The sequence below is a fragment of the Oligoflexus sp. genome (assembly GCF_035712445.1).
Taxonomy (GTDB): Bacteria; Bdellovibrionota_B; Oligoflexia; order Oligoflexales; family Oligoflexaceae; genus Oligoflexus.
Map to the genome: position 1 here is coordinate 17,751 of NZ_DASTAT010000043.1, position 13,087 is coordinate 30,837.

The 13,087-nt window shown below is 54.1% G+C and carries 11 protein-coding genes and 1 pseudogene; 6 read left to right on the plus strand and 6 right to left on the minus strand.

Annotated features, from left to right (window positions below):
- Positions 1–13 precede the first annotated feature (13 nt).
- Positions 14–688, plus strand: a complete 675-nt coding sequence (locus VFO10_RS09100; protein ID WP_325139242.1) for a glutathione S-transferase — start codon at positions 14–16, stop codon at positions 686–688.
- Positions 689–715: 27 nt separating this feature from the next.
- The gene (locus VFO10_RS09105) at positions 716–1,243 is read left to right on the plus strand and encodes a dihydrofolate reductase family protein (protein WP_325139244.1); all 528 of its coding nucleotides are present in this window, start codon (positions 716–718) and stop codon (positions 1,241–1,243) included.
- 22 nt (positions 1,244–1,265) lie between these two features.
- Here the strand turns inward: VFO10_RS09105 and VFO10_RS09110 are convergent, their stop codons facing one another.
- From VFO10_RS09110 to VFO10_RS09125, 4 genes are all read right to left on the minus strand, one after another.
- Entirely contained in the window at positions 1,266–3,782 is a 2,517-nt protein-coding gene (locus VFO10_RS09110) for a TonB-dependent receptor domain-containing protein (RefSeq protein WP_325139246.1), read from the minus strand.
- A gap of 27 nt (positions 3,783–3,809) precedes the next feature.
- Complete coding sequence (locus VFO10_RS09115) at positions 3,810–5,051, minus strand: ankyrin repeat domain-containing protein (RefSeq protein ID WP_325139247.1); 1,242 nt, start codon at positions 5,049–5,051, stop codon at positions 3,810–3,812.
- A gap of 97 nt (positions 5,052–5,148) precedes the next feature.
- Positions 5,149–6,468 (minus strand): hypothetical protein, encoded by a 1,320-nt coding sequence (locus VFO10_RS09120; RefSeq protein ID WP_325139249.1) that lies wholly within the window; start codon positions 6,466–6,468, stop codon positions 5,149–5,151.
- Between the two features lie 321 nt (positions 6,469–6,789).
- A complete protein-coding gene (locus tag VFO10_RS09125; protein WP_325139251.1) occupies positions 6,790–7,986 on the minus strand; it encodes an alkaline phosphatase PhoX in 1,197 nt (398 codons plus the stop codon).
- A gap of 218 nt (positions 7,987–8,204) precedes the next feature.
- Between VFO10_RS09125 and VFO10_RS09130 the strand changes: the two genes are divergently transcribed.
- A complete protein-coding gene (locus VFO10_RS09130; protein WP_325139252.1) occupies positions 8,205–9,065 on the plus strand; it encodes a DUF1206 domain-containing protein in 861 nt (286 codons plus the stop codon).
- Positions 9,066–9,086: 21 nt separating this feature from the next.
- Here the strand turns inward: VFO10_RS09130 and VFO10_RS09135 are convergent, their stop codons facing one another.
- Together VFO10_RS09135 and VFO10_RS09140 are read right to left on the minus strand one after the other, a co-directional pair.
- Entirely contained in the window at positions 9,087–9,842 is a 756-nt protein-coding gene (locus VFO10_RS09135; RefSeq protein ID WP_325139255.1) for a redoxin family protein, read from the minus strand.
- A gap of 23 nt (positions 9,843–9,865) precedes the next feature.
- Positions 9,866–10,846 carry an alpha/beta fold hydrolase gene (locus tag VFO10_RS09140; RefSeq protein ID WP_325139257.1) on the minus strand — a complete coding sequence of 327 codons (981 nt, stop codon included), beginning with the start codon at positions 10,844–10,846 and terminating at the stop codon, positions 9,866–9,868.
- A 130-nt stretch (positions 10,847–10,976) separates the two neighbouring features.
- Here VFO10_RS09140 and VFO10_RS09145 point away from each other — a divergent pair, with 130 nt between their 5' ends.
- The 3 genes and pseudogenes from VFO10_RS09145 to VFO10_RS09155 all read left to right on the plus strand — a co-directional run.
- Positions 10,977–11,507 carry a HupE/UreJ family protein gene (locus VFO10_RS09145; protein ID WP_325139259.1) on the plus strand — a complete coding sequence of 177 codons (531 nt, stop codon included), beginning with the start codon at positions 10,977–10,979 and terminating at the stop codon, positions 11,505–11,507.
- Positions 11,508–11,637: 130 nt separating this feature from the next.
- A complete protein-coding gene (locus tag VFO10_RS09150; protein WP_325139261.1) occupies positions 11,638–12,825 on the plus strand; it encodes a saccharopine dehydrogenase family protein in 1,188 nt (395 codons plus the stop codon).
- A pseudogene (locus VFO10_RS09155) lies at positions 12,825–13,087 on the plus strand (hypothetical protein); the annotation flags it as partial. The gene VFO10_RS09150 and the pseudogene VFO10_RS09155, both read left to right, overlap by 1 nt.

A 13,087-nucleotide genomic window follows, 5' to 3' on the forward strand; every position in this document is an offset into this window, starting at 1 on the left:
AGGAATATCGGGTATGATCACAGTTCATCATTTGGAATATTCACGGTCGCAACGCGTTCTCTGGCTTCTGGAAGAACTCGGCGTGCCTTACGAGTTGAAAACTTATAAACGGAATCCTAAAACCAAGATGGCCCCGCCTGAACTGAAAGCGATTCATCCCCTCGGAAAATCTCCCGTCATTACCGATGATGGCCAGGTTATCGCGGAATCCGGGGCCATCATCGAATACATACTCGATCGCTATGATGCGAACAATAGTCTGCGTCCCGCACATGGCACGCCGGAGTATCTGCAGTATAACTACTGGCTGCATTACGCGGAAGGCTCGCTCATGCCTCCACTTCTGGTCGCACTCATCTTCGGTCAAGTCCAGAAAGCCAAACTGCCGTTTTTTGTGAAGCCCATCGTCAACGGCATCGTCGGCAAAGTTCGCGGTGCTTATTTAGGCCCCCAGATTAAACTGCATTATGGTTTTATGGAGCAGGAGCTGAACAAGAAACCCTGGTTCGCCGGTCCAAATTTTACAGCCGCTGATATTCAAATGAGCTATCCCTTGGAAGCTGGATTGAGTCGAGGAACAGCCGCCAACGAATATCCGAAGATTCAGGATTACGTGAAGCGGATGAAAGAGCGGCCGGCGTGGCAAAGAGCGGAAGCGAAAGTCGGGGATTTTGGAACACCGATGTAATTTTTTCAATTCTGAATGGAGTGTCCTATGCGAAGTATCATTTACGACGTTGCGGTTTCTCTGGATGGCTATATCGCAGGACCGGATGATGATATTGGCGGTTTTGTCATGGAAGGGCAGCATGCGCATGATTACTTTGCACGCCTGCAGAGCTACAGCACGGTTATCATGGGGCGGCATACCTATGAGTTTGGTTACAAATATGGTTTGAAAGCAGGCCAGCGCCCGTATCCCCACATGGATCATTTCATCTACTCGGCTGGCATTGAACTGGGCGATGGTGAAGGCCTTACGGTCGTTCGGAACGATTTTGCGGATCATGTCCGTAAGCTGAAATCATCGGACGGTGGTGACATCTATCTTTGTGGTGGGGGACGCTTTGCTGGTCTATTGCTGGAAGAGGGGCTCATCGATCGCTTGATACTGAAGGTGAATCCTTTCATTTTTGGCCAGGGCACTCCACTCTTCGACACGGATCGTAAGGTGATCGGGCTTAAAAGGATCGATCAGAAACAATACGACAGTGGAGTGACCCTGCTGATCTATGACTTTTAGAGACGTCTCATGCGCTTTACTCTTAAAACGTCGACGAGATGCTTACAGCGTACGAGGGATCCTGCGTGCGCTTATAAACGAGCCGATCACCCACTTTGTATTCAACGTCCTGACCTAGAAGATTTCGGGCCCTGAATCGAAGGCTGGTATTGCCCTCCAGAGCCTGACTCAAAACGAGGTCCACGCTGTCCAGGGGAACATCCTTGACGTCAGGGACCGCGTTTGTACCGACCACGATGCCGGCTTCCATGATGCGCTCCCCAACCCGGTTGTAAACAAGGTTGGCTTCACTGCCGGTGGAGTCGACACGGACGCCTGTATTCACGTTCACAACATAGGGCGCTGATCCCTGCATGGGCCGATTGGTGTTGGTATAGCGGATGCTGTTGTCTCCCGAAGGAGCTGTGATGTCCGAGAACATGCGCGAGTAGTTGCCACCCCAGGTGAAGTAACCCGAACGCTGGCTGGTTTCGACTTCAAAGCCGGAGTTGCGGGCACGATCGGCATTGGTGTAGGTAATCGCGGAGGTGTTGGCCCCGTCGTTGCTGGCAGGAATCTGCTCGATGGGACGGTTGATGTTTTTGTAGAAGAGGCCGAAGGATACGTAATCATCGTTGTCCTGATAAAGCTCCCAGCGCAGATCGTAGTTATCAATCTGCGAGAAATCAAGGTCCGGGTTGCCCTTGATATCAATGCCGCGCTCGTAGTCGAAGTAACTTGAGACCGAGAGTTCACGGAAGTCGGGACGCGCCACGGTCCGGCTATAGGCAAAGCGCAGCTGCTGCGAAGACGCAAAAGCCCAGGTCGCGTTCAGAACGGGCAGGACGGCGTTGCTTTGAAGTTCAGCCTTTTTATAGGGATCGCGGCTGTCAAAGGAATCTATGCTATCCACGTTCTGCCGTGACAGTTCGCGACGCACGCCCGTCGTCACTTCGATGCCATCTATATATTTATACTGAACCATCGCATAAACACCCTGCAGATCCTGGTCGGCCTCGTAGGTATCGGATGGCAAAGTAACTTCCTCAGCAACCAGGAACCCTTGGCCCTGAGCATCATTGTAACGGATATTCGCCGGTGTATAGATCTCTTCCAGGGGCCTGTCACCCAAAGCTGCAGCAGGACTTCCCAGGGCTGCCGGTGTGAAGAAGAATTCGCGGGCGCCGGATTTCCGTTCCCGTTTCATCGCAAGAAGGCCGGTCTTCACATCGACCTGATGATCATCGCCGGTGAAGGCATTGACCTTCAGATCGATCTGGCCTTCCTGCATGTCCTCTTCATTGTCAAACCACTTGCGGCGCAGGCGGCTGATATCGGACTGATCATGAACCAGGGAGTCCCCGCGATCGTTGTAGCCATAGCTCCGCTGATCAGGAATATCCCGCCTGGTGGTATTCAGCCCTAAACGCCAGCTGAGCGACACGCTGCCATCTTCCGTCAGGCTGTGTTCACCGAAGAGCTGCCGCAGCATAAGGTCACGTTCCTGCCACTGCAGACGGGTGCTGCGGACGTTGTTGGCTGTCGTGTTGAGGTTGAAAGAATCCGACACATCCACGGCATCCGTGGTTTTGCGCAAGACTCCCATCAAGGCCCGCAATTGATTGCTGCCGATATTCGCGCTCAGAACACCGATAGCGCCCAGCTTGATTTCACGTTCAGAGACATCCCCGCGCTTGCCTTTGACCACTGTGTTCAAATCACTCGTATATTCATTCTGGATGCGATCGTAGCGATTCCACTCATCACCGTAGGTGAGGCCCACCGAATAACCCAGGGGAGTGGAGCCGATCGGAATGCGATCACCAATCGCGGCGGAAAAGTTGCGATTGATTGGAGCCGACTCCTCACGCACGCTGTAGGTGCGGGGGAAGGCTTCGCTTAAAGCCTCCCTTTGCTCGCCGCTCAGGCCACTGGTTTGGGTCAGGGATTGACCCTTTAATCCTGTGGGCAGGGAGCGTGAGCCATCATCCATACCAAGCCAGTCGGTCTTCGAATGCTCGTAGCTGTTCACCTTGTCCGTGGTGTAACCCGTTCCGAGCGACACCCGAGCTTCGAAACGAGTCGGGATCGACTTGGTCCGCAGAAGGGCAGCCCCGCCTCCGAACTCGCCCGGCAGGTCAGGCGAATAACTTTTTTGCACGACGATGCTTTCCAAAACCTCAGCAGGAAAAAGATCGAACTGAACCTGCCGGCGGGCCGGATCGGGACTGGGAACATTCAAACCGTTCAGGGTGGTAGCGGAATAGCGTTCACCCAGGCCGCGGACGTAAACCGACTTCCCGCCAATCAAAGTCAAACCCGTCACGCGACGCATGGCCGAGCCTGCATCACTGTCGCCGGATTTGCTGATCTGCTCGGAGCTGATGACGTCTTTGACTTCACTGGAACTCCGGCGCTCATCCAGGAGGGCTTTCGAAGAACCCTGCTTGATGCGCTTGGCCGTAACCTGCATGCTTTCTTTTTTCGCCTGGTCATCGGCAAGACCGAGGCTTGTATAGGACCACAGAGACAAGAACGTAAGAAACGAAATCGAGCGCATGGAATCTCTCATGTGCGAAGTTTTGATTTAGGGCGTACAGACCGCTTCAGGCGTCAGAGCATCATCGGCCGCTGGTTCCCAGCAGCCCCCCTCGACGGCCTTGGGCTTCACGATCGAGCACCAGAGGGATTTATTCAGAGTCTTGACAGGTGCTGTCGCCGTCTGGCTATGAAGCGCAAGGCTCGACTTGAAAAAATCCTTGAGGGAAACCGTGCGGACGCTCGCTTCGTTATCTTTGATGCTCAGGTTGTCATCGAGGCAGATTTTAGCGCCGTAATCTTTCATCCAAACCTGAATGCTGTCATTGCGAGCCTTGACGGCCTGTGGGACTTTGGCGGAAACAGCCGGGAAGAGATACTGAAGGGCATAGCCCAAAAGGTTGGCTTTCTCGCCTGTCTGACAGAGGGTGATCACGCGGTTGATGTCCTGGACCGTCTGAAAGCCTTCTTTTTCCACCATATCCTTATAGGCTTTGGCGAGGTCGAGCATGGTTTTTCTTTGATCAGGAGTCTTTTCAATTTCATCATTGATAAAGGAATTGAGGCGCCCATCATAACGAATCTGCGGGCCGCTATAGCGCTGAAAAATTCCAGCCAGAGCGGAATTCGCAGCCACCAGCTCATAGGGTGATGCCAGCTGTAGGGACTCGTTCTGGATGTCGGGATTGGCTCCTTGCAACAGGAGATATTCAATAAAGGAAGGATCAGGATTCGCGCTCTCGACTGCGTAATGCAGCGGAGTGCGCCCGGTCTTCTCTTCCTGAAGATTGAGGTTCAAACGTACGCCGTCCGCAAGAGTGGGTTCCTCGCGCGGGCTTTCACAATTCAGGCGAAGGGGAGGGTCGATCGTTCCGAGGCGGCTGATCAGTTGTCCCACAAGGGCCGTATCATTTTTACTGGAAGCGACATGCAGCAGGCCGCGGCGCATCCCTTCATAATTGAAAAAGATATTGGGATCCGCACCCTGATCCAGGAGTTCGTTCACCAGTTCCTGCCAGGGGGCTTTATTTGCAGCCTGAAAATAGCGAGCGGCTATGAGGCCCAAAGCTGTGGTGGCTTCACCTGGAAACACCCGGTTGATGTCGTTCGGGTAGTACTGCAGCCATGTTTGAAGGCCTGCTTTGACCTCAGCAGGATCGTTTGAAGTCAAGGTGAGCAAAGGATTGATGGTATCTTCCGGCAAGCGTTCGGCCTGCCTGACTTCGTTCTTCTCTTGTGTGCAGGCCACGGCCAAGGCCAATACCAAGGATACGAGGATCAGTTGTTTCATAGTCGGCGCCTTTATCATTGATGACGAGGATGCAAAAGAAGGAGGACGCCCAAGCCTTGGCCTGAATGTCCTCCTCCGTGATACCTTTCAGGCCCTCTTACAGACCTTTGACCCAACCTTGAGTCCAATCAGCTGAGCTGCCGCTCAATGTTTCGACAGCGCCGGCGAAGAATGCTTCCTCAAAGAAGCTGTCACGTGACAGGTCGACGAAGGTGCTGAATGCAGGGGAGTTTTCATTCTGAACAGCGTAACCATTCAGCATGGGATCAGCTTCAACATTGGTACCGGACTGATTGAAAAGACTGGAGACCGTGAAAGGATCCGCCGAGGAATCAGCAAATGTGGTGCTGCATTTGGCAACAACGCCTTCGAATGTCACCTGACGGGCGTTGAAGGTTTCTGCGTCATCCAGATTGATGCAGCTGCTGGTCGCACCGCTGATCACGCTGTTATAGAAACTTGCGCCTGTGCCGCGGCGCAGAAGGATGCCATCACCTTTTTTGGGCGAACCGCCAAGGATGGTGAGGTTGGCGATGGTGGGGTTCGAGCGGGGTGCGGCCGCCTGGTTATTCACATTGTTATCAGCTTCAATCCCATTATTGCCGTCATCGGCGAATTGCTTGATCAGAACATACTGGGCCTTGCCGGTCCAGCCGAAGTCCCAGTCGAGACCATCATCCTGCGAGCCGGCGATCACGATGTGCTTCAGGTTCACAGTCCCACCGAAGAGTTCGATACCATCATCGTTGCTGCCGATGACCTGAACGAAATCGACAGTGGTGTCGCTGCCGACGCTATTCAGGGTCAAACCGTTCAGCTCGTTATCAGGCGAAACTTCGAAACCTGGGTATTCGATGCGGACATAACGGATAACGCCCGAGTTGTCATTGGCGATCGTACCGCCGTAACTGGCATCCACGCCACCTTCTGGCGAATTTTCACAGACGCTGGCATTCGCGTCGCGGCACTGGTTCAGAGTCGAACGTCCGTTCACAACCAAACCGCCCCACTGACCGCGGGTGGTCTTGCCTGGTTCAAAGCCGGTCATGACGATAGGTGCATCGGCACGGCCTTCCGCAAAAATCTTCGAACCGCGGCGGATCGCGAGAAAGTCACGACCGTTGCTGCCGCGAATGGTCACGCCAGCGTTGATGCTCAAGGCTGCGTTCTGGGCTTCGTTTCCAACATAAACTGCACCCTGGAGCAGATAGGTATGATCAGAGGTCAGAGTTGTATTCTGAAGGATCGTCCCTGCAAGACCGCAGGCTGGACGGTTGACAAGATCCGAGCCAGGGAGCCCTTGTGGATACGTCGCGGAAAGATCCAGAGTTCCCTGAGGGCACGCCGCCAAGGCCGATCCTTGCCATACAATAAAGCTAGCCGATACCAACAGCGTCTTCATACAAGCAGAACGCATAGTGCTTTCTCCAAAAAACGTTTAGAAAGTTTAGATACGCTGGGGGATTTACTACAGAGCGCAGGCTGGCTCGTTAAAGTTTGTGTGAATGTCTGCTTAATTTTCGATGTTTGTTTTTTGATCAGACCTGACTCAAACGAAGATGTCGGATGGGAATAGAAAAGCCCGTGTCGAGGGGGCGACACGGGCCAAGAGCGGTTATCTGCTGGATATACGACTCTTTTACGGGATCACGACAGAGAGCCCAGGTCCCAGGCTACAGGTTTTTGCCGCAAACTGAGCGTAGGCTTGATGAATTTGTTATAAATCTTTCTGGCAGTTTCAGGCGAAGCTGCCGAGAATCTGATACGTCGCTCCGCTTGATCCTCCTTTGGGGCCGCGCTGTGAACTGAAATAAAGCGTATTGTTTAAGGGATTGATGGCCGGTCCTGTGATTTCCGAGTCGTCCTGATCGACGAGTTGAACCATAGGATAGATATCTCCATAAGGCCCGAGGATCACGATCTGCATGTCGCCGCCATCTTCCGCCACCAGAATGTGACCATCAGCGCTGACGACCACATTATCCACGCCGCTCAGGATTTTGCTTTTCGCTGTGCTGCGATCATAGACGACGCCAAGCTTTTGCTCAGTGGTGGAATAGGACCAGACGCGATTGTCACCTTTGCTGGTGAAATAGATTAGGCCTTCGTGGAACCAAATACCTTCACCGCCGTCAAACGCGCGACTGTTTTTCACCTGCTTACGCGTGGGCGTTGCAAACGTTCCGGGAACCGGGTTATCCAAAGCCGCCCAGCTTACATTACCATCCCGATCGATGACGGCGACTTCCAGCAGACCTTTTTGAAGGTTCATGCGCCCATCGGCATAGATTTCGCTGGGCGTATAGCGGTAGAAACGGCCATCGGATTCATCTTCCGTTAAATAAATATGACCATTCACCGGGTCCACGGCCGCCGCTTCATGCTTGAATTTTCCAAGGCCTTCACAAAGGACGCCCGGTTTCTTTCCATAGGGGTCGCATTCGAAGACCCGTCCGCCGCTGTATTCTTCACAGGAAAGCCATGTACCCCAGGGTGTGGGTCCACCTGCGCAGTTGCTCGTCGTTCCATCCAGGATGGAATACGCATCGATGATGCCGCCGCTGCTATCAAAACGAAGAGCGCCGACGCCCCCACCACTCAAGGGAACTTCACTGTTGGATGCATAGATCCAGCCACCATCCTCGGTGGCGAAGCAGGCTCCGCCGTCGGGAAGTGTGTGCCACTTATAAGCTGTCTCGGAGCCATCCGCACGCCGCACCTTTTTACCCGATTGCGCGATCATCTGCCCTGTGAAGCCTTCGGGAAGGCGCATACCCGCAGCATTTGCGGCCCGAAGCGTACCGAGGTTCTTCAGGGTTCGGTAATCCACAAAAGGCTGGGCGGACACCATCGACGTCAGCGCAGGACCCAGGCTCAGTGCGCCCATGGCACCAAGGGAATTCAGCAAAAAGTTACGGCGATCGAGAGTCTTCATACAGGAGATCTCCAAGGCTGCGAGGATTTGTTTTGTTGCTGGCAATCTAAGCGAGGAGCATAAAGCCAGGATAAGCATTTGGCAAATATCTAAGGCCCTTGTTGAATTTTTTCGAACGCTTGAGTGGCTCCAAATTTGCATTAATCAACCGAGATCCCGATGACGGGTTCGAAGCTATTTTCCAATGAACAAAGGCGAGGGAAAGGGACGTTATGGCAATGCAACATTCACAGGACATGCGGTTTCCTGTCGGTAATCTCCGTCAGAGCCTGAACAATATGCCAGGCAAGACAGAAGTCAGTAAAGCGGTTCGCGTTATGTATCGGCTTGGATACGCTGCCAAAGGTCTGGTGTTTGCGATTATCGGTGTCATGGCTCTTATGCTCATGCTGGGTATGGGCGGTCAGCTGTCAAATCCTACTGATGCCCTGAAGGTGATTAACCGGCAGCCGTTTGGACAATTTCTTTTATTGGCGACCGGGATTTCGCTGCTTGGCTTTGTGCTGTGGCGCGTGGCCCAGTCCATCTTCAACGTGGAGCATAAACCCAATAAGCCCATGAATATCGCCAAGCGTATCGGTTACGCGATCAGTGGCGCGACCTACCTCTCCCTGGCCATCCTCGCCATTCGTGGTTTCAGCGAAGGGCGGGTGCAGAATAGTGAAGGCAGCATGGGTTTGACCGCGAAGGCCCTTGAAATGCCGGCCGGGCCCACGCTGGTGATGCTGGCAGGCGCGATCATCATCGGCGTTGGAATTTTCCACGCGGTGCTGGGCCTGACGAAACGTTTTATGAAGCAGTATGAACAGGGCCGCATGACCGAGAAGGAAAGGGATATCGTGGAGAAGGCGGGCATGATCGGTCTGCCCGCCCGTGGTTTTACATTTGGGATCATCGGCTACTTCTTCATCCGCGCCGGTATGCATGCGAATGCCGCTGAAACCCGTAATACCAAAGGCGTGATGGAACATATACTGAGCATGCCGATGGGGGAACTGATCCTGGCGATCATCGCCGTCGGCTTTATTTGCTACGCGATCTACTGCTTTGCTGCGGCCCGCTTCCGCCGCTTTGCTTAAGCGATCAAGGGGCCCCGCGGATCAGGGGCCCTTGCTCAAAGCCTCAGCTTTCTTCAGAAGAGCCTCCAGATAATCCCCTCCGCCCAATGCGATATCACGCACCACGCCTTTCGAATCGACTAATAAAAACGTGGGGATCGAACCGACCTGCAGCGCGGTTTGAAGACCCTGCTCCGCGTCGATGGCGATGGTGTAATTCATTTTTTCGGTCTTGAGGAATTGTTTCACCAGCTCCTCGTTCTCATCGGTGATCCCAATAAACTGAACCTTGGAATGAGCCGGCGCCCACTGATTGATGCGGGGAATCGCAGCCCGGCACGCGGGGCACCAAGTGGCCCAGAATTCAATGATGCTGACTTTCCCTGCAAGGTTCGCGTTGGTCAGGGTTTTGCGATCACTGACCGTCACGATCTTGAAGGCGGGCAGGGGTTTATCGAGCACCTGCTGCTGCATCAGCTCCACGCGATCGGGCAGGGCCTCCAGTTTCAAGGTTTTCTTTTCCACCTTGCCCTGGCGCGTGAAATGAACCGTCACGCTATTGCCCACGCCCTTGCTGCGAAGGACGGCCATCAGTTCATCGCGACTTTGCACGGCGCTCGAATCAATGGCCGTGATCAGATCCCCTGGCTGCAGACCGGCTTTTTCCGCCGGCGTCTTGCTCAAAACGCTTTTGATCAGTATGCCCGCCTTGCCCTTTTCATCGATGGCCACACCGAGCCAGGGTTGAGCCTGCTGCAGGGGCGCCGCATTGAGAAGAGTCGCGATAAAATAAAACATCCAAGCAATCTTCCAGCCTCTCATCATCTCTTCTCCCAACGTTGATAAAAAGACAGAACGTCATCCAAATAGGGATTTCGGATCGCATCCCTTTCGTTCCAGATCTCATGAAAACTTTCCCGATAAAGATGCGGCTCCGAACTCGGGGCGCGCCTGCAGAACTCCTGAATCGCATCCGCCCGCACAAGGCGATCGCAGCCAGCCGTGGCCACAAAGAGCGGCATCCTGAGCTTTGCCATGCGCTCCGGCTCCAAAAGTTCCCGGGCACCGGCAAAGGTCGTCAGCACCCAGCGATTGGTGGGGCCGGCCATGCGCAGATCCGCTTTCATCGTTTCCTCTTTGAAATGTTCAAAGCGTTCCCGTGATCGCGTACCGGCCAGCTTAAACGACCAGAATTCCGCCGCGGTCTGCGCTCCTCCGAGCGAACATTTATCGGGAGCATGCAGACGGGCCAGGATGCGGGCGAGCCAGATGGCGAAGGCTACCGGCATCCCGCGCAGACTTGGAACGAGCAGGGGCGACGAGAGAACAGCCGCCTGAACGCGCTCCGGATACTTTTGCATGAAGTCGATCGCGATCGCGCCTCCCAGGGAATGACCGAAGAGAAAGGTCGGGACCTCGGGCCCTTGGGGAAGCGTCTGCATGATCAGGTGAAGATCAGCGGCGTAGTCCGGGAAATTCAGCACATCGACGCTATGTTTCTCGGGGCCGACGCGATCCGACCAGCCATGGCCGCGATGATCCCAGACATAAACGGAATAGGCGTTTTGAAAGAAGAGGAAGGCCAGCTCTCGATATTTCATGGTGCTTTCCGCATAGCCATGCGCAATGAAAATCCGAGCCCGCGGATTCGGATGCAGCCTGTGCCATGTGTAAAGCCGCAGTCCATCCGCTGCGTTCAACACAGTCTCCTGGCCCTCCTTCCAAAACGGAAGTATGGTTTTCTTATAGGATTCCGCATAGCCTTTCTCGCTGATGCGGTCCTCGCTTTCCCATCCATTCATCCCGTGCTGCCTCATGCCTGGCTGAAGAAGACTTCCATTGTAGCAGAATTTCACGAAGCTTCCCCTTGTCATTCGGCACGCCTTGCCTTAACAGAATTGAGAAGGCTTTTATCACGAAAAGGGGCAACCGATGACTCTGCATACAGTGTTCGAAGGTGTGATCCAAGGACTTCGGGAATCCTTGCTCGACATGCAGCATCTGGTTTTCTGTCTTCTTCTGGGTCTTGTGCTTTTCACGCTGCGCAGAAGGCCGCGCGACGCCTTTTTCTATATCCTGGCTCTCTTTCCCGGATATGCCCTGGAACGCTATCAACCCTGGCCTCCGGTTTTGGTGAATGTGGTTGTGGCTCTGACGGTGGCCTTTGCGCTCTTTCAGGAGTGGATGTATGAAAAATTGGCATCCTACACTCTTCCCTTTCTGGTGCTGGCCGGTTTCTTCCACGGCCTCAGTTTCAGCCAGGATGTGCCCGGCAGCTCGACGCCCGCGTTCCTTGCCTATACGCTGACAGCGACTCTGGTGCAGGCGCTGATCATCTATGCTTTTGGGGTCATTTGCCGGCGAATTTCCCTGAAATCGCCCGATGGCTTCGAGGGCCTGGAAAATATACTCAGCGCTGTGGGAACGGGTGTAGCTCTGGCTTATTTCGTTTTGGCATTTTGACCGATCTCCCCGGATGAGCCTTGCTCCGGCTCTTCGCTCAGGATCGGGCTATTTGCTTGCAATTCCAGGACACAAAAGCTACAGAGACCCCTTGTCGAAATTGGGACAATTTGGACGAAAGGACAAAATAATGAGTCGGGTTCTCATCGTTGGTGCAGGTGGTGTTGGCGGCGTGGTGGCGCATAAATGTGCCCAGGCAGCTAATGTTTTCGATCATATTACCCTGGCCAGCAGGACACTGGCTCGCTGCGAGAAAATTCGCCAGCAGGTCAAGGAGCTGCAAGGCCGCGATATCGATATCGCGCAGGTCGATGCCGATAACGTTCCGGAAATGGTGGCTCTGATCCGTAAAGTGAAACCCGATGTGGTCGTGAACGTGGCGCTTCCTTACCAGGATTTGCCGATCATGGACGCATGTCTGGAAGCTGGCGTTGCCTATTTGGATACAGCGAACTACGAGCCGCGCGATGTCGCGAAGTTCGAATACAAATGGCAGTGGGCTTACCGCGAAAAATACGAAAAAGCCGGCCTCATGGCTTTGCTCGGTTCCGGTTTCGACCCAGGCGTGACCAACGTGTTCTGTGCCTATGCGCAGAAGCACCTCTTCGACGAAATCCACAGCGTGGATATCGTGGACTGCAACGCCGGAAGTCATGGCAAAGCATTCGCCACCAACTTCAACCCGGAAATCAACCTTCGGGAAGTGACGGCCAATGGCCGCTACTGGGAAAATGGCAAGTGGATTGAAACCAAGCCGATGGAATTCTCGGAAGTGTTCGACTTCCCCGGCGTCGGTGATAAGAAAGCTTACCTCATCTATCACGAAGAGCTGGAATCTTTGGTGCTGAACATCAAAGGTCTGAAGCGCATTCGTTTCTGGATGACCTTCGGTGACGAGTACCTCACGCACCTTCGCGTTCTGGGTAACGTCGGCATGCTGCGCATCGATCCTGTGGATTACAAAGGAACGCCGGTCGTTCCGATGGAATTCCTGAAATGCCTCCTGCCCGATCCTTCGAGCCTTGCGGAGAACTACACCGGCAAGACTTCGATCGGCTGCATCATCGAAGGCGTGAAAGACGGTAAGCCTAAAAAAGTCTTCATCTACAACATCTGCGATCACGCAGAGTGTTACAAGGAAGTGCGCGCCCAGGCGGTGTCTTACACCACGGCTGTTCCCGCGATGGTCGGCGCCATGATGATGGTGACCGGCAAGTGGAAGAAAGCCGGCGTGCAGCATATGGAACAAATGGATCCGGATCCATTCCTCGAGCAACTGGCCAAGTACGGCCTGCCATGGCATGTGAAGGAACTGTAATGAAAGAAGCACGGCCCACGAAGGGCATGCTGGCGATCGACCCCGACAAGGTGCCCGAATCACCGAGTTGGGTCATCGACCTCGCCGCTCTCGAAGACAATTTGAAGATCCTGGCCGAGGTGCAAGCCGCGGCCGGTTGCAAGATTCTTTTGGCTTTGAAAGGCTTTGCCGCCTGGAGCACTTTTCCTTTGATCGGACGTTATCTTCACGGCTGTACTTCGAGTTCGCCGCATGAAGCGCGTCTGGCCCGGGAAGAGATGAA